Genomic DNA, 18,613 nt, shown 5'->3' on the forward strand with positions numbered 1-18,613 from the left:
GGAAGCGGGCGGAATGAAGGCGTCGCGAAGGCGCCGCCCAGGCGACGGACCCCCGATCGGGTGATGGACGCGGCGCGGCTACGGTCTAGCTTCGGCGCGTCTCGATGGAGGCGGGCCGGCCTCGCGGAGTGCGCCGGCATGGGTTTCGGGGAGTTCCAGTATGAAGTGTCTTGCGTCTCTCGCTGTCGTGGCCGTCGCCATGACGGGCTCGGCTTCGGCTGCGTCCCTGGTCAATGGCGGCTTCGAGCAACCGGGTACGGCCAGCGTGACCTATCTCAATGCCGGGAGCACCTTCTTGCCGGGCTGGACGGTGGTGGACTCGCTGCCGGGCGGCGACACGGAGATCGCCTATTCCAACAACGGCGCTTTCGCGAGCTATGGCGTGGTTGGGTCCGAGGGCTCGCACTACCTGGAGCTCACCGGCGTCACCGGTCGCGGCAAGGGTGTGAAATCGGACGCCATCGACACGGTCGCAGGCACGACCTACCGCGTCGGCTTCGACGTCGGCGCCTTCTTCGTGCGCGGGCAGGGCAGCTATGGCGACGTGACGATCGACCTGCGCGTCGACGACGTCCTGGCAGGCAGTTTCACCAACGCCTTGGGCCTGACCAGCGCCGGATCGGACTGGCAGCGGTTCACCTACGACTTCGTGGCGGCCGGCCCGTCAGTGCGCCTGACCTTCCTGGCCAGCACCGCGCTGTCATCCAGCTATCTGGGCGCCGGCCTCGACAATGTGACCTTCGACGTCGTGCCGCAGCAGCCGGGCGGTCCGGTGTCTCCGGGTGGCGTGCCCGAGCCTGGCGTATGGGCTCTGATGATCCTGGGCTTCGGCCTGGCGGGGAGTGGTCTCCGCCGCCAGGTTCGCCTGGCCTGATCGGGATCAGAACGGCGAGAAGCGCTCGATCAGGCTCTGGCCGGCGGGCGTCTTCTGCACCCGGCTGATGTCGCCGCGGCCGCCGTAGTTGATGCGCGCCTCGGCGATCTGCGTGTGGCGGATGGTGTTGGCCGACGAGATGTCCTCGGGCCGCACGATGCCGGCGACGGTGAGCTGGCGCAGCTCGGCGTTGGTGCGCACTTCCTGGGTGCCCTGGATCACCATGTTGCCGTTCGGCAGGATGCTGGTGACGACCGCGGCGATGGTCAGGCTGATCTTCTCCGACCGGTTCACCTGGCCCGAGCCCGCATTGTTGGTCGACGAGTTGGTCTCGATGGCGTTGGCGGGGTCGAAGCCACCCGGCAGAATTTTCCCGAGGCTGCTCTCCAGACCCAGCAGGTGCGGCACGCCCGCCGTCATCCCGGAGGTGCGAGTGGCCGTGGTGGCGTTGGTGGTCTTGGCGCTGTCGTCGATGTCGATCTGCACGGTCAGGATGTCGCCGATGCGGCTGGCGCGCTGGTCGTTGAAGAAGGCGCGCGCGCCGGTGCGCCAGAGAGAGTTGGCGCTGGCCGCCTGCGGCAGCGGCTCGCGGGCCGAGGCCAAGGGCAGCACGCTCTGGTCGCGCGGCACCAGGGCGGCCGGATAGCCGACCGGCGCGAGCTCGGGCCCCTTCACGGCTTCGGAGACGGTCGAGCAGGCCGCCAGGGGGCTCAGCAGGGCGGCGAGGGCGACGAGGCGCAGGCGCATGGGCGTGGCTTCCTTCAACGGAGCGCGTAACGGGTGGAGCGGGTCAGCTTCAGCTGTTCCGCCGCGGGTCCGACCGCCGCCTGGCCCGGTCCGGTGACCACGGCCTGGACGGTCTTCTTCGACGTGACGTTCTGCACGTTGATGGTCTCGCCGACGCCGCCGCCCGAGAGGGCCTTGGCCTGGAGTGACAGCGAGATCCCTTCGTTGTCGTAGGTGATGGTTACGATCTCGTTGGCCTTGACGACCTCGGGCGCGGCCACGTCGCGGCCGGTCACGGGGGCGCCGGCGCGCAGGGCGCGGCGGGCGGCCATTCCGACCAGCAGGTCGGGGTCGGTCGGGGCGTCGGCGGGCGCCAGGGCGGCCTTCGCCCAGATCACGTCCTGCGGCTGGATCATCTCGCCGGCGCCGATGCTGCGGGCCCAGGTCAGGACGTCCACGTTGCCGCGGACGGCGGCCGAGGCGGCGGGGCCCGAGGCGGCGACAGCGCCGCCCGAGACCACGATCGTGCGCAGGCCCTGGGCATTGGCCCAGTCGAGGCCGGCCCGGCGCGCCGCGGCCTGCACGGCGGCGGCGCTGAGGATCACGCTGGAGCCCGAGCGGGCAGCCACGGGCGTCCCGGCCGCGGCGCCCGCGCCGTCGAACAGGTCGCCGAGGGTGACCACGCCGTCGGCGTCGACGGTCTGGGCCTTCAGGATCACCGGCGCGCCAGCAAACGCCGGGGTCGCGACGGCGAGGGCCGCGAGAATTGCGAGGGCCTTCATCAGCTTACGCCTTCACCTGATTGGCGGTGGCCAGCATGTTGTCGGCCGTCGAGATGACCTTGGAGTTCATTTCATAGGCGCGCTGGGCGACGATCAGCGCGGTGATCTCGGCCACCGCGTCGACGTTCGAGGCTTCGGTGTAGTTCTGAACCAGCGTGCCGATGCCGGTGGAGCCGGGCGTGCCGTTGGTCGGCGCGCCCGAGGCGGCCGTTTCCTTGTAGAGATTGTCGCCCAGCGCCTGCAGGCCGCCCTCGTTGACGAAGGTCGACAGCTCGATTTGTCCGACGACGCCGGGGATCGTCTGGCCCGCCTGCAGCGCCTGGACCTGGCCGGTCTTGGAGATCGTCACCTGGACCGTATCGCCCGGGATGGTGATGGCGGGCTCGAGGGGGTAGCCGTCCTGGGTCACCACCTGGCCCTGGTCGTTGACCGAGAAGTTGCCGGCTCGGGTGTAGGCCGTCTCGCCCGAGGGCGTCAGCACCTGGAAATAGCCGCGGCCGTCGATGGCGATGTCGTAGGGATTGTCGGTGCGCGTCAGCGAGCCCTGGGTCTGAACGCGGTAGACGGCGCCGGCCTTCACGCCCGCCCCGACCTGGACGCCGGTGGGCACGATGGTGCCCTGGTCCGAGGACTGCGTCCCGGCGGCTTCGAAGGTCTGGTAGAGGAGGTCCTGGAACTCGGCGCGCTGCTTCTTGAAGGCGACCGTGTTCATGTTGGCGATGTTGTTCGAGATGACCTCGACGTTCATCTGCTGGGCGGCCATGCCGGTGGCCGCGGTGCGGAGCGCTTGCATCGGTCGTTATCCTCTTACTGAAGCTTGCCCAGGCGCTCGACGGAGCGGCGCGACAGGTCGGCTTCGGAATCGATCATCTTGGCGGTGCGTTCGTAGGCCCGTGACACCTCGACCATGCGGGTGATCTCCAGGACCGGCTTGACGTTGGAGCTCTCAAGATAGCCCTGGCGCAGCTTGGCCTCGGTGGCGATCTGAGGCTGCTGGTTGGAGCCGTTGCGGAACATGTTGTCGCCGGCCTTCTCGAGCACGCCGGCGTCGGCGAAGGCGTACATGCCGATCTTGCCGATCCGCTCGTTACCCTGGCTCAGCGTGCCGTCGGCGCCGGCCGAGACCTGGCCCTTCTCGCCGTCGATCTGGATCTCGCCGCCGCCTTCGTCCAGGACGGGGTGCCCGGCCTGGGTCACCAGCCGCCCGGTGGTGTCGGTGGTGAAGCGGCCGTCGCGGGTGAAGCGCGGGCCATCGGGGGTGCGGACCTGGAAGAAGCCCTTGCCTTCCAGCGACATGTCGAGCTCGCCGTCGGTCTTGACGAGCGAGCCCTGCCCGAAGTCCCGGGCGACGCCGTCCGGAGAGACGAACTTCACCGGCCGGGGACCGCCGAACGTGTAGGCGGGCTCTGCCGGATCGGTCTTCTGGATCATCGACTCCACCTTGAAGCCGGTGGTGTCCATGTTCGCGATGTTGTTCGCGATGATGTCCATCTCCTTGCGGAGGACCATCTGGCGCGAAAGTCCGACGTAGATTGCGTTGTCCATTAACGGGGGACCCGAGAAGTGCGACGTTGTGCGCTTTCGGGGTGCAAGGTTCGGGCCAACTGAAAAGGCGTTATCTTTCAACGAATAAGAAAGTTAACGCGGCCTCGGCGGCGAAAAATGCCGGGCAGGAATCGAGCCCGTTAGGAATCGTTAAAAACCGCTTCTTAACCAAAGACCGCCATTGCTGGGCTGACTGGTAATCCAGGGAACGCGCGCGTGGCGAAGAAGGACAAGAAGCCGAAGGAGGCCGAGGGCGAAGCGCCCGAGGGCACCGAAGGCGCGGAGGGCGAGGCCCCCGCCAAGAAGAAGCTTCCGCTCAAGATGCTGATCATCGCCGGCGCCGCGGCCCTCGTGGTGCTGGGCGGCGGCGGCACGGCCGCATTCATCTTCCTCAAGCCCAAGCCCGACGAGGCCCATGCCGAGAAGGGCGGGGAGAAGAAGAAAGAGAAGAAGAAAGAGAAGAAGAAGGAAGAGAAGGGCAAGGAAGGCGAGAAGGGCGCCGCGGTGGTCCGTGAAGGTCCCGACGGCGTGGTCTTCTACACGATGCCGGACGTGGTGGTGAACATGCAGACCGCCGATGGCCGCCCGACGTTCCTGAAGCTGAAGCTGACTTTGGAACTGCCCGACGAGAGCGCGGTCGAGGAGCTCGATCCGGCCATGCCGCGGCTCCAGGATATGTTCCAGACCTTCCTGCGCGAGCTGCGCCCGGAAGACCTGGCGGGCAGTCAGGGCAGCTACCAGCTCCGCATGGAGATCCTCCGCCGCGTGAACCTGGTGATCGCGCCGTCCAAGGCGAACGCCGTGCTGATCGAGGAGATGCTGATCAACTAGCGTCCGCGCGGTTGCATCGCCTGAAAAGCCATGTCCGAAGACACCGACTTCTCCGCCGAAACCAGCCTGCCGGATCCGGACTCTCCGGACGCCTGGGCCGCCGCCGCGGCGGCCGAGGCCAATTCGGCCGAGCGGATACTGAACCAGGACGAGATCGACAGCCTGCTGGGCTTCGATCTCTCGGACGACGAGATCGCCGAACGCACCGGCATCCGGGCGATCATCAATTCCGCGCTCGTCAGCTACGAGCGCCTGCCGATGCTGGAAATCGTCTTCGACCGCCTCGTGCGGTTGATGACCACCAGCCTGCGGAATTTCACGTCGGACAACGTCGAGGTCAGCCTCGACAACATCAGCTCGATCCGCTTCGGCGACTACCTCAACTCGATCCCGCTGCCGGCGATCCTGTCGGTGTTCCGGGCCGAGGAGTTGAACAACTACGGCCTGCTCACGGTCGACTCGAACCTGATCTATTCGATCGTGGATGTGCTGCTCGGCGGCCGCCGTGGCACCGCCGCCATGCGGATCGAAGGTCGCCCGTACACCACCATCGAGCGGGTGCTGGTGCAGCGGATGGTCGAGGTGGTGCTGGCCGACGCCAAGGAGGCGTTCGAGCCGCTGACCCCCGTGGCCTTCACCCTCGACCGCCTCGAGACGAACCCGCGCTTCGCGGCCATCGCACGTCCGGCCAACGCCGCCATTCTCGTGAAGCTGCGGATCGACATGGAAGACCGCGGTGGCCGGATCGAGCTGCTGCTGCCCTACGCGACCCTGGAGCCCATCCGGAAGATGCTGCTCCAGCAGTTCATGGGCGAGAAGTTCGGCCGCGACAACATCTGGGAAAGCCACCTCGCAACCGAGCTCTGGACCACGCACGTCGATGTGCGGGCGGTCCTGGATGAGCAGCAGGTGAGCCTGAAGAAGGTGCTCGAGATGAAGGTGGGCGACACCCTCATGCTCAACACTGGTCCCGACAGCCTGATCGAGCTGCGCGCCGGTCAGATCCCCCTTACGCGCGGCCGCATGGGTCGGCGCAACACCCACATCGCCGTTCGCGTGGAAGCCCCGCTTTCGCCCAGCGCCCGGCGCGCCGTCCAGAGGATGTCATGAGCCTGATCGCCATCTGCATGAACGTGCTGCTCGCCGGCCTGCTGGTCGCCGCCATGACGGTCGGTGTTCGGCTCAATCGCCGGCTCAAGGCGCTGCGCGACAGCCACGAAGGGTTCGAAGCCGCCGTCCGCGAGCTGAACGTGGCGGCGGTGCGGGCCGAACAGGGGCTGGCCGACCTTCGCTCCGCGACCGACGAAGCGGTGGATCTGCTCTCCGACCGCATCGAGAAGGGCCGGGCCCTGGCGGCGAAGCTGGAGAAGCTGGTCGCCGCTGCGCCCGAACTCCCCCGTGCGATGGCGTCCGAGCGTCCTGCGGCTCGCGGCATTCCGCCCGTCGCCCCGGCCCCGCGCGAAGCGACCACCGAGGATCGTCTCGGCGCTCTGCTGGCCATGGCGCGCAGCCGCCTGCAGGCGGAACGCGAGGAGCCCGAAGTCCGCGCGGAGCGCGAGCCGCTGGTGGGCCGTCCGCCGCTGCCGGGCCGCCGCATCGCCATCACTCCTGACGACGATCTGTTCGAGGACGCCCCGCTCGCCCTCGACCGCCTTGCCGGAGCGCGCCGTTGAAGTCCGTCCCTCGTCTCCTGCCGCTGGTCGGCGTCGCCATGGGTGGCGTCCTGGCGGTGAACGCCGTCGCGGGCGCGCGCGATCTGCCATCGCTCGTCTCCGGCGCCCGGGCCTTCGCCGAGGAAGCCGCCAAGGGCGGAGCAGCCAAGCCTGACCCCAAGGCGGCGAAGGACGCCAAGAGCGAGGCCGGAGCCCCCAAGCCCGGCGAAGCCGCCCCGGACGCGGCCTCCGCCGCGCTGCCGGCGGCCTCCATCGCGCCCAAGGCGGTATGCGCGCCCACGGCCGCCGAGCTCGCCAAGCAGGCGGGCCTGTCGCCGGCCGAACTGCAGGTCCTGCAGAGCCTCGGCGCGCGTCGGGGTCAGCTCGACGCGCGGGAGAGCGACCTCAGCACCCAGCTGGCCCTGCTGGCCGCGGCCGAGGCGAAGCTCGACGCCAAGATCAAGTCGCTGAACGGCCTGAAGGGCGAGGTCCAGGGCCTGCTCACCCAGGCTGACACCAAGGAGCAGGCCGAGATCGACCGCCTGGTGAAGGTGTTCGAGGGCATGAAGGCCAAGGATGCGGCGCCCCGCCTCGCGGCGCTGGACGACAGCGTCCGCATCCCGATCGCCGCCAAGATGAAGGAGCGGGCCCTGAGCGCCATCGTGGCCCAGATGCCGGCCGCCCAGGCGAAGGAACTGACCGAGAAGCTCGCGCGCCGGTTCTCCGACGCGAAGGCTGCGGCCGCCAAGGCGGCGGCCTCTGAACAGGCGGCGAAGACGGCGCAGGCCGACCCGCCCGCCGGCGAACCGAAGAAGCAGGCCGCCGCTGCGCCGCGGAAGCCGGCGCCGCGTAAACAGGCCCCCGCGGCCCAGCAGGCCGCCGCCAAGCCGCCGGCGGCCGCGGCGCCCATGGCCGAGCCTGCCGTCGCGCCGCCGGCCAAGACCGGGTAGCCGATGTCCTTGCGAGGGGCTCTCCGTTCCGGGGTGGCCGCGGCCTGCATCGTCAGTGTCGCCGCGCCCGCCGGGATCGCCGCACCCGCGGTCAAGGCCGCCGCCACGCGCGGCGGCCTCGATGTTCGCGTGGCGCAGGCCGAGACCTTCTCGCGCGTCGAGATTTTCGGCGGCCGCGTGGACGCCCGCCGAGAGGGCCAGACGGTCGTCCTGACCTTCGCCAAGGGCGCGAACCCGGATGTGTCGCGGCTTCGCACGGCCCCGCCGCGCTGGATCGCGTCGGCGGAGAAGCGCGACGCCGGCGGTCGGCTGGCGCTGGTCCTCCAGCTCGCCGATGGCGCCGACGCCAAGATCGGCAGCGCCGATGGCGCCACATACGTCAACGTCTTCGAGAAGCCCGCAGTCGATCCGGCGCAGGCCGCGGCCGAGACGCCGCCGGTCGCCGAGGCCGAGCCCCCGCGACCCAATCCGCTTCCGCCGGGCGGGGTGGTCCGGATGGCGGCGAAGTCGGCCGGCGGACAGGTGCAGCTCTCGTTCGACTGGGCGAACCCGGCCGGTGCGGCGGTCTTCCGCCGGGGCGACGCGGTGTGGGTGGTGTTCGACGCCCCGGCCACGCTCGACGTCACGGACACGCCGCGCAACGCCAAGCCGCTGCGTTCGCTCCAGGCCTTCAAGGGCGCTGACTATGCGGCCCTTCGGATCGAGGCCGATCCCGATACGCCCTTGTTCGTCGGATCGCAGGGGACGACCTGGACCATCTCGCTGGGCCCCGGCTCCCAGGCCCAGCCGGCGATCGTACGGATCAGCCGTGATCCTGCCGCGGGGCCCGCCACGCTGAAGGCGCCGGTGGCCGGCGCGACCCGGGTGGTCAACCTGTCCGATCCTACGGTTGGCGACACGCTGACGGTCGTGACGGCCCTGGGGCCCGCCAAGGGCGTTCCCAGCCGTCGTGATTTCGTGGACGCGGCCCTGCTGCCGTCGATCCAGGGGCTGGCCATCGAGCCGCTGGTGGACGACCTGGCCGTCCAGCGCGAGGGCGAGATCGTCCGGATCAGCCGGGCCGACGGGCTGAACCTGTCCCCGGCCTGGGCCACGCGGGAGAAGGAAGCCACACAGCTAGGCGCCCCACGGCCGGCCTCGATGCCCGCGCTGATCCTGTCCGAATGGGCGGCGACGGGCGAGGGCGGCTTCACGCGCCGCCGCGACGACCTCATGGCCGCCGCCGCCGCGGAAGGCGCGAACAAGAGCCGCGAAGCGCCGGTCGCCGCGCGCATGGCCATGGCGCGGTTCCTGGTCGGCTCGGAGCTGGCGTTCGAAGCCATCGGGCTCCTCAACAGCTTGGCCCGTGAGCATCCCGAGATGCTCGACGATCCCGAGTTCAGGGGCCTTCGCGGCGTCGCGCGCACGCTTGCCCGGCGCTACGCGGAAGCCGATGCGGATTTCTCCTCGCCGAGCCTGGCCGACGACCCGTCGACGGCGCTTTGGCGGGCCTACATCAATACGCAGCTCGCCCACCATGCTGAGGCGCGGACCCAGTTCGCCAGGGGCGTCCAGGCCTACGGTCTGTTCTCGCCGCTTTGGAAGGCGCGTTTCGCCCGCGCCGACGCGCAGTCCGCCCTGGCCCAGGGGGACCTGGCCGCGGCCGACGCCCGCATCCGCATGGCGCTGGAGGAAAAGGTCGATCCAGAAGAACAGCTTCGCGCCCGTCTGATCCAGGCGCGCGTCGTCGAACTGCAGGGGCACAAGGATCGCGCCCTCCGGATCTACAAGGCCATCGCGACGGCGCCGATCGATTCGATCGCCGCACCCGCGGTCCTGCGCGCCACGCAGATCCGGCTGGAGACGGGCCAGATCACGCCGGTCCAGGCCGCCGGCGTGTTCGACGGGTTGCGCTACCGCTGGCGGGGCGACTCCACCGAACTCGAGACCATCCGCGCGCTGGGCCAGCTCTATCTGGCGCAGGGCCGCTATCGCGAGGCGCTGGAAGCGCTGCGGTCGGCGGGCGTGCGCATGCCCGATCTGCCGGAGGCTCAGCAACTCCAGGCGGACCTCAATGCCGCGTTCCGGGGCCTCTTCCTCGATGGACTGGCCGACGGTCTGGAGCCAACCCAGGCGCTCGCGCTCTTCTTCGACTTCAAGGAACTGGCGCCGCTGGGCGCTGACGGCGACCTGATGGTGCGCAAGATCGTGCGCCGGCTCGTGGATGTGGACCTGTTGCCCCAGGCGGCCGACCTGCTGAAGTACCAGGCCGACAACCGGCTGGACGGCGTGCCCCGCGCCCAGGTGGCGACGGACCTCGCCGTCATCTACCTGATGGACCGCAAGCCCGAGCAGGCGATCGCCGCGATCAACGGCTCGCGAACCACGATCCTGCCGACCGCGCTCAACGCTGAACGTCGACTCGTGGAGGCCAGGGCGTGGACGGCGCTCGGCCGCTTCGAGAGCGCCCTCGAGATCATCGAGCGGGATACGTCCAAGGAGGCCACCGACCTCCGCAGCGAGATCACCTGGAAGCAGAAGAACTGGGCCGCCGCCGGCCCGCTGTTCGAGAAGACGCTCGGCGAGCGCTGGAAGAACCCCGCGGCGCTTTCGAGCGAGGAGGAGGGCCGCCTGCTCCGCGCCGGCGTCGCCTACAGCCTTGCGGGCGACGAGGCCGCGCTGGCCCGCCTGGAGAGCCGCTACCAGGGGCATAGCGAGAAGGCCAACAATCCCGAAGCACTGCGGATCGCCCTGTCGGGCGCGCCTGACGGTCGCCTCAGCGTGGGGGACTTCGGTCGGGTCTCGGCCGACAACGAGGCGTTCGCTGGCTGGGTCGAGAAGATGAAGGGCCGCTTCAAGACGCGCGCCGCGCCGGTCGGCGCCGCCAAGGCTCCAGCGACCGCGCCGGCCCGGCAGGCTCAGGCTGCGCGCGCGCCCGCGCGCGGCTGACCCGCAGGTCCGATCATTCGTCGACCGTACCCGGACGTTCGTCGCAGGGGCGCTGCTCGGGATGTCGCCGACGGCCTATGGGCCAGCGCTGATCCCGGCGGCGCTATGACCGCCACATCGGCGAGAACATCCAGATGATCAACCTGTCCGCCAAGGCCGCCCTGGCGCTCGTGGCCCTCTCGTTCGCCACCCCGGCATGGGCGCATCCCGAGGACGCCGGCCTCAACGCGGTCTACGCCGGGCTCGCGAAGGCCCGCGCCGCCAACGACGTGACGGGGATGGCCTCGCACTTCCATCCGCAGGGTCTTCTTGTCGACGCCCGGCCCGGCCCGGCGCTGCCCGGCGGCGAACTGGCGGCTCGGCTCGCGCCCCAGGCCGAGCGTATCGCCAAAGACGGAGTCTCCATCCAGACGGCCTACCGGATCGAGCGCCGCCAGGTGCTGGAGGGCGGCATCGCCCTCGACGCCGGCTACATGCGTCAGGCGTTCCGCCGGCCCGGCGCGGATGAGCAGGTGCGCTACGCGCGGTTCCTCGTCACGCTGAAGCGCGAGGCCGATGGGCGGTGGAAAATCCTGGGCGATGCGAGCATGCCCTCGACCGCCGAGGTCTGGGCCGCGCTGACGCCACAGGACGGCCTGGCGTTCGACAAGTAGGGCGCTATCCCCCGCCCGCGCCCCGCTGGAAGCTCTCGACAAGGCTCCCGCAGACCAGTCGCCAGCCGTCCACCAGCACGAAGAAGATCAGCTTGAAGGGCAGGCTGATCACAACGGGCGGCAGCATCATCATGCCCATGCTCATCAGTACGCTGGCGACGACCAGGTCGATCACCAGGAAGGGCACGAACAGCAGGAAGCCGATCTCGAAGGCGCGCTTAAGCTCCGAGATCATGAACGCGGGGGTCACCACCCGGATGGGGATGTCCTGGATGTTCGCGGGCCGCTGGATCCGCGACAGGCGGACGAACAGGGCCAGATCCTCCTGGTCGACCTGGGTCAGCATGAACTGCTTCACTGGCCCGCCGGCGGCGTCGAAGGCGGCCGGCAGCTCCATCTGCTGCTCGAGCAGGGGCTTGACGCCTTCGGTGTAGGACCGTTCGAACGTCGGCCCCATGACGATGGCCGTCAGGAACAGGGCCAGCGAGATCAGCACCGCATTCGGTGGGCTCTGCTGCAGGCCAAGCGCCGTACGCAGCAGGGACAGAACGACCACGATGCGGACGAACGAGGTCGTCATGATCACGATCGACGGGGCCAGCGACAGCACGGTCAGCAGGCCGACGAGCTGGACCACCCGCTCGGTCAGGCCGGCCCCGGTTCCCAGGTCGATGTTCAGCGCCTGGGCCGTCGCGACCGCAGGGACCATCGCGCACACGACCCCGGCCAGCGCGGAAATCAGCGCGGCTCTACGCCAGTCGGCCGCGGGCAGGGCGCGCAAGGCGGCGAGGAGAGCGCGCATCAGGCGGCGTCCTTGGACAGGTCGGCGATCACCCGGCCTTCGCCCAGCAGGATCATCTGCTCGCGACCGTCGCATTCCACGATGAGCAGCCGACGGGTCGGATCCAGGACCAGGCTCTCCACCACCTTGAGGCGCCGGTCCTTCTTCTGGGCCGACAGGCGAGCCATGGCGTCGGGCCCATAGCGACGCAGCGCCACCGCGGCCAAGCCGATCAGGCCGAGGGTGAGCGCCAGGGCGAAGACGGCGCGGAGGAAACTGGCGAAGTCCATGAAGAAGCGCTTCGGCGGCCTGGGGGAACAGGTCCCTAGTTCGCGCTTGAGTCCCTTAAACGCAGATTAACCCTGTTTCTTCAGGATCGGTCGTATGAACCTGGCCGAAATCCCGCTCTTCGCGATGCTCCGCGGCCGCCTTGGCCATCTTGGCGAGCGCCAGAAGCTGATCGCGCAGAACGTCGCCAACACCGACACCGCCCGCTATGTGCCCGAGGACCTGAAGCCCTACAGCTTCGACGCTCGGGTGCAGAAGCGGCTGCAGATGACCCAGGCCAGCTCGGGCGCCCAGATGATGGCCGCGACCCATATGAGCCACATGGCGTCGCGCAACCCCCGCCCGCCCGGTGGCGGCTACAAGACCGTGAAGTCGCCCGGCTCCGAGACCACGCTCAACGGCAATTCCGTGGTTCTGGAGGAGGAGATGATCAAGATGAGCGACGCCCGCATGCAGTACGATGCGGCGATCAGCTTCTACCAGAAATCCCTCGGCCTCCTGCGGATGGCGGCGCGCGCGCCGGGCCGCGGCTAGGGAAGGAGCGTTAGATGCCTCAGCAGATCAAACCCGTCGGCGGCGTCACCCAGGCCGTGGCCGCGTCCGCGCTTCGTGCGCAGCAGGCCCGGATGCGGATCATCGCCGAAAATCTGGCCAACGCGGATTCCACCTCCAAGACGCCCGGCGGCGATCCCTACCGCCGGCAGGCCCCGGTTTTCGAGCCGACCAAGGTCGAGGGCGCCAAAGGCGTTCGGATGAGCAAGGTCGAGCCCGACCAGACCGACTTCCGGCAGGAATACAGCCCGGGCCACCCGTCGGCCGACGACAAGGGCTATGTGAAGCTGCCGAACGTGAACTCCCTGGTCGAGGCGATGGACATGCGCGAGGCGCAGCGCGCCTACGAAGCCAACCTCAACGTGATCGAGACCGCGCGCGCCATGGAGATGCGCACGCTGGATCTCCTCCGCAAATAGGGCGCTGAGCGATGATCACCCCGTTCTCCGCCGCCCGGGCCTACGCGGCCATCCAGAAGGGCGTCAGCCTGAACCCCGGCCAGGAGGCCGGCCTGGACCCGTCAATCGGCGCCGGCGCCGGTCCGTCAGCCCCGGTCCAGGGTGGCTTTGGAGACCTCGTCAAGGCGGCCATCACGGACGCTGTCAGCTCGTCCAAGCACGCCGAGCGGCAGATGGCCAATCAGGTGGCGGGCAAGGCGGAGCTGGTCGATGTGGTGACCGCGGTCTCGGCCGCCGAAGCCAGCCTGGAGACGGTGATGGCCGTGCGCGATCAGGTGATCAGCGCCTATCAGGAAATCATGCGCATGCCGATCTGAGCGCGAAGGCGGCTGGTCCGCGCGCGCTCGATCCACAGTGAAAGGCCCCGCTTTGGCGGGGCCTTCTGCGTTGGGGGCTACTTCACCGCCGCGCAGGCGACCCGGGCCCCGGCGCCGCCGATCGGCTGCGACGTGTGGTCGTCAGGCGCGGCATGGATCAGCACCGCCGAGCCGTCGGCGTCCTTCAGGGCGTCCAGGGTCGTCAGGCTGCTGAACGCCTCCGTCGCGCCAGTCCCGTCCGCACCGACGTAGAGGTTCGGCAGGTCGCCGGTCTCGTTCGCCTTGGGGTTCAGGAGGCCGTGCTGCCGATCTCCGCCGCCGTGGGTGTGACCGCCGGCGGAGGTGAAGTCGGATTTCGAGCAATCCGCCTTTTCGTGGAAATGCAGGCCATGCCATCCCGGCGTGAGCCCCTTGGCTTCCACGCGCAGCAGCACGCCCTTCGGCGCGGCCGTCAGCGTCACCTTGCCGATGGCCTCGCCCGCGCCGTTCTTCAGCTCGGCCGTGACCGGTTCGGCCGCGACGGCGGGGGTGGCGACGAGGGCGGCGGCGAGGGCGAGGGGAAGGCGCATCAGGGGACTCCGGCTTCGATGGGACAAGGGTCGCATGCAGCGACAGATATAGGGGACTCTGGTCTTCTAGTCGGACTCTGGGCGAAACGAAGACTTCGCGCGCCGGCTCCACGTGCTACCCGTCGTTCATGGCCGCACCCATGATCGAACTGGCGGACGTCACCCACCGCTACGGCGCGCAGGTCGCGCTCGACGGTGTGGGCCTGACGGTGCGGTCGGGCGAGTTCGTGGCCCTCGTCGGCGGTTCCGGATCAGGCAAGACCACCCTGCTGAAGACCATCAACGGCCTTGTCCGGCCCGATGACGGCCGGATCGCGGTGGATGGCGAAGACGTAGCCGCCGTCGCGCCTCACCTCCTGCGGCGGCGGATCGGCTATGTCTTCCAGGAGGTCGGGCTCTTTCCGCACCTGACCGTAGCCGAGAACATCGGCGTCACGCCGAAGCTGCTCGGCTGGGGGCCGCCGCGGATCGCCGCGAGGGTTCGCACGCTGCTGGATCTGGTCGCGCTTCCGGGGGATGTCGCGGACCGGCCACCATCCGCGCTCTCGGGCGGCCAGCGCCAGCGCGTGGGCGTGGCGCGGGCGCTCGCGGCCGAACCGGGCGTGATGCTGATGGACGAGCCCTTCGGCGCCCTCGACCCGCTGACGCGCGACCAGCTCGGCGCGGACTATCTGGCCCTGCACCGGCAGCTGGGATTGACCACGGTGATGGTGACGCACGATATCGCCGAAGCGGTGCTGCTCGCCGACCGTTTGGTGGTCATGCGGCAGGGGCGTATCCTGGCCGACGGTCCGCCGGCGGACCTGCTGGCCGCGGCGTCCGATCCCGCCGTGCGCGCGCTGCTCGAGGCGCCGCGCCGCCAGGCGGATCGCCTCCGCGAAAGGCTGGGCGGATGAACCCGCAATTCGCCGCGGCGCTCGACCTACTGCCCGGCTACCTGGCGTGGCACGTCCTGCTGTCGGCCAGCGCCCTTGCGCTCGGCCTGGCGATCAGCCTGCCGCTCGCCATCGCGGCGGCGCGCAGGCCGCGGCTGCGATGGCCGCTGCTGGCCCTGGCCAGCCTCATACAGACCATCCCTGGCCTGGCGCTGCTCGCGCTGTTCTATCCCCTGCTGCTGGCGGTGTCGGCGGTCGCGGAGGCGGCGACGGGGCGCGGGTTCTCGGCGCTCGGCTTCCTGCCTTCGCTCCTGGCCCTCACGCTCTACGCCGTGCTGCCGATCCTGCGGAACGGTGTGGCGGGCCTCGCCGGAGTGGACCCGGCCATCGCCGAGGCGGCGGACGGGGTCGGGATGACGCCTCGCCAGAAGCTGCTGCAGGTGGAGCTGCCCCTTGCGGCGCCGGTGATCATGGCCGGCGTGCGGACGGCCGCGGTCTGGACCATCGGGGCCGCCACCCTGGCGACGCCGGTCGGCCAGACCAGCCTGGGCAACTACATCTTCGCTGGGCTCCAGACCGAGAACTGGGTCTTCGTGCTGTTTGGGTGCGCGGCCTCCGCTGTGTTGGCGATGGCCGCAGACCAGCTCCTCGGCCTCGCGGAGCGGGGGGTCCGGACGCGGCGGCGAGGCCTGATCATTGCGGGTGTCGCGGGCCTAATCGTCGGCGCGGGTCTGGCGATGGCGCCCCTCGCCGGATCCGGCGCTCCGACTGCCTATGTGGTCGGCGCGAAGAACTTCTCCGAACAGTACATCCTGGCCGAGCTGATGGCGGGGGAGCTGGAGCGAACCGGCGCCCGGGTGACGCGCAAGGAGAACCTGGGATCCAACGTGGCCTACCGCGCGCTCGCGGCCGGCGAGATCGATGTCTACGTCGACTATTCGGGCACCCTTTGGACCAACGTCCTGGGCCGGACCGACAACCCGGGCCGCGCGGCCATGGTGGACCAGCTCTCGGCCGAGCTTCGCCGACGCGACGGTGTGGTGGTGCTGGGATCCCTGGGCTTCGAGAACGCCTACGCCTTCGCCATGCGCCAGGACCGCGCCCGCGCGCTCGGCGTGGCCAGCCTGGTCGACCTGGCGAAGGTGGCGCCGCAGCTCACTCTGGGAACCGACGTCGAGTTCCTGTCGAGACCCGAGTGGAAGGCCGTGGATGCGGCATATGGCCTGTCGTTCCGGGCCACACGCTCGTTCCAGCCGACGTTCATGTACCGCGCGCTCGGCGGCGGCGAGGCCGACGTCATCAGCGCGTTCTCGTCCGACGGACGCATCGCCGCCGACCGGCTGACCGTGCTGTCGGATCCCCGGGGCGCCATCCCGCCGTATGACGCCGTGATCCTCGTCTCGCCGAGGCGGGCGGCCGACAAGCGCTTCCTGGACGCGCTCCGCCCCCTGGTCGGCGCCATTGGCGTGGAGGCGATGCGGGCGGCGAACTACAGCGTCGATCGCGACGCCGACAAGCGAACGCCCGCCGAGGCCGCGCGCTGGCTGCGGGCGCAATCTGCCCCGGAAAGTTAACGGGACTAGCCTTTCGTTAACCATGCCGGGCCAGGATCGCGGCGTCGGCGGATCGGTCCGCCTTCCTGTTTCCGCATGAGGGTTTGCATGAGCGGCGCCGAGGTTCTGGACGTCGGACGCGACGCCATCTGGCTGACCATCCAGCTCTGCGCGCCGGTGCTGTTGGTCGGTCTCGTGGTCGGCGTCGGCATCGGCCTGATCCAGGCCCTGACGCAGATCCAGGAACAGACTCTCGTCTACGCGCCGAAGATCGTGGCGATCTTCGTTTCGCTGCTGGTCTTCCTGCCGCTCATGGGCGCGCTGATGAGCGGCTTCATGCGCAACATCGCCGCTCGCATCGCCGGCATGTAGGGCGGGGCGCGGGCGGCCCATGGAAAGCTACGCCACCGCCCAGCAGGTCTTCGCCGCCGGCCTCGTCTTTGCGCGCCTCGGCGCCATCGTCATGCTGATCCCGGGGATCGGAGAGACGTTCATCCCGCCCCGGATCCGGCTCTCGTTCGCCCTGGCGATGTCGCTGATGCTGTTTCCGATCATCACCGGAAGCGCGCCGCCGCTGCCGGCCGAAGCGAGCGGCCTCGCCGGAGCCATCATCAAGGAGGTGCTGATCGGCCTCATGATCGGCGCGATCCTGCGGCTCTTCATGAGCTCCCTGGCCGCCGCGGGCGAGATCGTCTCGCTGCAGACGTCGCTTTCGTTCGCCCAGACCGCGAACCCGATGCAGGCCCAGCCGTCCACCTCGATCGGGACGTTCCTGGGCATGATCGGCATCGTGCTGATCTTTGCGACGGACCTGCATCATCTGTTCGTGGCCGCGATCGTGCGCTCCTTCGAGCTGTTCCCGTTCACGCGGGACGTGCCGGTGAACGATGCGGGACAGCTTGCGGTCCAGACGGTGGGCCGATCCTTCGCCCTGGGCCTGCAGCTGGCGGCGCCGGTCGTGGTCTTCTCGCTGATCTTCAACATCGCCACGGGCCTGGTCGGGCGGATCATGCCGCAGTTCCAGGTCTTCTTCGTGGCCACGCCCCTCGGCCTTCTCCTGGGGCTCTCGGTGTTCGCCCTCAGCCTCGGCGTCATCGGGATGGTCTGGATCGACCGCTACCGTGAGCTGGTCGGAGCCTTCGCGCCGTCATGAGCGAGGCTCCCGAACGCGAATCCAAAACAGAAGAGGCCACCCCCCAGAAGCTCCAGAAGGCCAAGGACAAGGGGGACGGTCCCAAGACCATGGACCTCAGCTCGTTCGCGACCCTGGCGGCCACCGCGGCGGTGGTCCTGATGGCGGGCGGCTGGTTCGCGCGCAGCATGGCCGTCCAGCTTACGCCGTTCGTCGCTCACCCCGAATCCATGGCGCTGGAGGGCGGGGGTGGCGTTCAGGTGTTCCGCATGGCCCTGCTGGCCGGCGGACCCGCGCTGATCGCGGTGATGGCGGCGGCGGCCATCTCGGGCTCGGCGGCCAGCCTGGTGCAGACGGGCCTGAAGTTCACCCCCGACAAACTGAAGCCGGAACTGAGCAAGATCTCACCCAAGAAGGGCTTCGAGCGGATCTACGGCCCCGACGGCCTGATGCAGTTCGCCAAGTCCCTGGTGAAGATCGCCATGACGGCGGTGTTGGCCTGGTGGGTCCTCAAGCCGTTCTGGAACCAGCTCTTTGAGCTCTCGGCCATGGAGCCGGGCGCGATGCTGCCTTTCGCCCTCGAGATCCTCAAACGCCTGGTGTTCGCCGTGGCGGCGCTGATCCTCGTGGTGGCCGGCGCCGACTGGTTGTGGCAGCGCCAGCGGTTCATGGTCCGGATGCGGATGACCAAGGAAGAGGTCAAGGAAGACTACAAGAACTCCGAGGGCGATCCGCATGTGAAGGCGCGCCAGAAGCAGATTCGCATCGAGCGCGCGCGCCGGCGGATGATGCAGGCGGTTCCCGAGGCGACGGTGGTGGTGATGAACCCGACCCACTACGCCGTGGCGCTGAAGTACGAAGAGGGCGCCGCCGCCGCGCCGGTGTGCGTCGCCAAGGGCCTCGACAGTCTGGCGCTCAAGATCCGCGCCGTCGCGGAGGAGGCCGGCGTGCCGGTGATCGAGGATCCACCGCTGGCCCGGGCCCTCTACGCCGCCGTCGATATCGACGACATGATTCCGCCCGCTCACTACGAGGCGGTGGCCAAGATCATCGGCTTCATCCTCGGCCAGGCGAACCGCCGGCGGGCTAGGCCTCTGTAAGTTGCTGAGCGTGTGACAGAATGACCTCTATCGAATCGCCGGAGGCG

Annotated in this window: 21 protein-coding genes and 1 pseudogene; 15 read left to right on the forward strand and 7 right to left on the reverse strand. The window is 69.4% G+C overall.

The window, feature by feature from the left end; translation table 11 throughout:
* The first annotated feature begins 160 nt into the window (after positions 1-160).
* Entirely contained in the window at positions 161-874 is a 714-nt protein-coding gene (locus DJ019_RS15645) for a PEPxxWA-CTERM sorting domain-containing protein (RefSeq protein WP_111276998.1), read from the forward strand.
* A gap of 6 nt (positions 875-880) precedes the next feature.
* On the opposite strand, the gene flgH is transcribed toward DJ019_RS15645, so the two are convergent.
* From flgH to flgF, 4 genes are read right to left on the reverse strand one after another with little or no spacing between them, the layout of a single operon-like run.
* A complete protein-coding gene (gene flgH / locus DJ019_RS15650; protein WP_111276999.1) occupies positions 881-1,621 on the reverse strand; it encodes a flagellar basal body L-ring protein FlgH in 741 nt (246 codons plus the stop codon).
* 14 nt (positions 1,622-1,635) lie between these two features.
* Complete coding sequence (gene flgA / locus DJ019_RS15655; protein WP_111277000.1) at positions 1,636-2,382, reverse strand: flagellar basal body P-ring formation chaperone FlgA; 747 nt, start codon at positions 2,380-2,382, stop codon at positions 1,636-1,638.
* 4 nt (positions 2,383-2,386) lie between these two features.
* On the reverse strand, positions 2,387-3,175 hold the full coding sequence (flgG, locus tag DJ019_RS15660) for a flagellar basal-body rod protein FlgG (protein WP_111277001.1): 789 nt from the start codon (positions 3,173-3,175) through the stop codon (positions 2,387-2,389).
* Between the two features lie 14 nt (positions 3,176-3,189).
* The gene (gene flgF, locus DJ019_RS15665; protein WP_111277002.1) at positions 3,190-3,927 is read right to left on the reverse strand and encodes a flagellar basal-body rod protein FlgF; all 738 of its coding nucleotides are present in this window, start codon (positions 3,925-3,927) and stop codon (positions 3,190-3,192) included.
* A 216-nt stretch (positions 3,928-4,143) separates the two neighbouring features.
* Here flgF and DJ019_RS15670 point away from each other — a divergent pair, with 216 nt between their 5' ends.
* The 6 genes from DJ019_RS15670 (at position 4,144) to DJ019_RS15695 (ending at position 10,941) form a co-directional block, all read left to right on the forward strand.
* On the forward strand, positions 4,144-4,758 hold the full coding sequence (locus tag DJ019_RS15670; protein WP_111277003.1) for a flagellar basal body-associated FliL family protein: 615 nt from the start codon (positions 4,144-4,146) through the stop codon (positions 4,756-4,758).
* A 30-nt stretch (positions 4,759-4,788) separates the two neighbouring features.
* A complete protein-coding gene (gene fliM, locus DJ019_RS15675; RefSeq protein ID WP_111277004.1) occupies positions 4,789-5,868 on the forward strand; it encodes a flagellar motor switch protein FliM in 1,080 nt (359 codons plus the stop codon).
* Entirely contained in the window at positions 5,865-6,431 is a 567-nt protein-coding gene (locus DJ019_RS15680) for a DUF6468 domain-containing protein (RefSeq protein WP_111277005.1), read from the forward strand. The genes fliM and DJ019_RS15680 overlap by 4 nt, the downstream gene beginning before the upstream one ends.
* Entirely contained in the window at positions 6,428-7,360 is a 933-nt protein-coding gene (locus DJ019_RS15685) for a MotE family protein (RefSeq protein ID WP_205854180.1), read from the forward strand. The genes DJ019_RS15680 and DJ019_RS15685 overlap by 4 nt, the downstream gene beginning before the upstream one ends.
* 33 nt (positions 7,361-7,393) lie before the next feature.
* A complete protein-coding gene (locus DJ019_RS15690; protein ID WP_338066101.1) occupies positions 7,394-10,288 on the forward strand; it encodes a tetratricopeptide repeat protein in 2,895 nt (964 codons plus the stop codon).
* A 134-nt stretch (positions 10,289-10,422) separates the two neighbouring features.
* On the forward strand, positions 10,423-10,941 hold the full coding sequence (locus DJ019_RS15695; RefSeq protein ID WP_111277006.1) for a DUF4440 domain-containing protein: 519 nt from the start codon (positions 10,423-10,425) through the stop codon (positions 10,939-10,941).
* Between the two features lie 4 nt (positions 10,942-10,945).
* Here the strand turns inward: DJ019_RS15695 and fliP are convergent, their stop codons facing one another.
* Positions 10,946-11,743 (reverse strand): flagellar type III secretion system pore protein FliP, encoded by a 798-nt coding sequence (gene fliP, locus DJ019_RS15700; RefSeq protein WP_111277007.1) that lies wholly within the window; start codon positions 11,741-11,743, stop codon positions 10,946-10,948.
* Positions 11,691-12,012 (reverse strand): annotated as a pseudogene (locus DJ019_RS15705) (flagellar biosynthetic protein FliO). Before DJ019_RS15705 ends, fliP begins: the two are co-directional and overlap by 53 nt.
* A 94-nt stretch (positions 12,013-12,106) precedes the next feature.
* Here DJ019_RS15705 and DJ019_RS15710 point away from each other — a divergent pair.
* Genes DJ019_RS15710 through fliE form a run of 3 tightly spaced genes read left to right on the forward strand, consistent with a single transcriptional unit; the run spans position 12,107 to position 13,337 of the window.
* Positions 12,107-12,544 (forward strand): flagellar basal body rod protein FlgB, encoded by a 438-nt coding sequence (locus DJ019_RS15710; RefSeq protein ID WP_111277009.1) that lies wholly within the window; start codon positions 12,107-12,109, stop codon positions 12,542-12,544.
* Between the two features lie 14 nt (positions 12,545-12,558).
* Positions 12,559-12,981, forward strand: a complete 423-nt coding sequence (gene flgC, locus DJ019_RS15715; protein ID WP_111277010.1) for a flagellar basal body rod protein FlgC — start codon at positions 12,559-12,561, stop codon at positions 12,979-12,981.
* 11 nt (positions 12,982-12,992) lie between these two features.
* Positions 12,993-13,337, forward strand: coding sequence for a flagellar hook-basal body complex protein FliE (gene fliE / locus DJ019_RS15720; protein ID WP_111277011.1), 345 nt, complete (start codon positions 12,993-12,995; stop codon positions 13,335-13,337).
* 77 nt (positions 13,338-13,414) lie between these two features.
* On the opposite strand, the gene DJ019_RS15725 is transcribed toward fliE, so the two are convergent.
* Positions 13,415-13,906 carry a superoxide dismutase family protein gene (locus DJ019_RS15725; protein WP_111277012.1) on the reverse strand — a complete coding sequence of 164 codons (492 nt, stop codon included), beginning with the start codon at positions 13,904-13,906 and terminating at the stop codon, positions 13,415-13,417.
* Between the two features lie 140 nt (positions 13,907-14,046).
* On the opposite strand from DJ019_RS15725, the gene DJ019_RS15730 reads away from it, so the two are divergent.
* The 5 genes from DJ019_RS15730 to flhB all read left to right on the forward strand — a co-directional run bounded on the left by DJ019_RS15730 (position 14,047) and on the right by flhB (position 18,566).
* A complete protein-coding gene (locus tag DJ019_RS15730; RefSeq protein WP_240606511.1) occupies positions 14,047-14,802 on the forward strand; it encodes an ATP-binding cassette domain-containing protein in 756 nt (251 codons plus the stop codon).
* Complete coding sequence (locus tag DJ019_RS15735) at positions 14,799-16,355, forward strand: ABC transporter permease/substrate-binding protein (protein ID WP_111277014.1); 1,557 nt, start codon at positions 14,799-14,801, stop codon at positions 16,353-16,355. The genes DJ019_RS15730 and DJ019_RS15735 overlap by 4 nt, the downstream gene beginning before the upstream one ends.
* 87 nt (positions 16,356-16,442) lie before the next feature.
* Entirely contained in the window at positions 16,443-16,706 is a 264-nt protein-coding gene (gene fliQ, locus DJ019_RS15740; protein WP_111277015.1) for a flagellar biosynthesis protein FliQ, read from the forward strand.
* Positions 16,707-16,725: 19 nt separating this feature from the next.
* The gene (fliR, locus tag DJ019_RS15745) at positions 16,726-17,487 is read left to right on the forward strand and encodes a flagellar biosynthetic protein FliR (protein ID WP_111277016.1); all 762 of its coding nucleotides are present in this window, start codon (positions 16,726-16,728) and stop codon (positions 17,485-17,487) included.
* The gene (gene flhB / locus DJ019_RS15750) at positions 17,484-18,566 is read left to right on the forward strand and encodes a flagellar biosynthesis protein FlhB (protein WP_111277017.1); all 1,083 of its coding nucleotides are present in this window, start codon (positions 17,484-17,486) and stop codon (positions 18,564-18,566) included. The genes fliR and flhB overlap by 4 nt, the downstream gene beginning before the upstream one ends.
* The last annotated feature ends 47 nt before the right edge of the window (positions 18,567-18,613 follow it).

Source organism: Phenylobacterium kunshanense, from assembly GCF_003254525.1.
Lineage (GTDB): Bacteria > Pseudomonadota > Alphaproteobacteria > Caulobacterales > Caulobacteraceae > Phenylobacterium > Phenylobacterium kunshanense.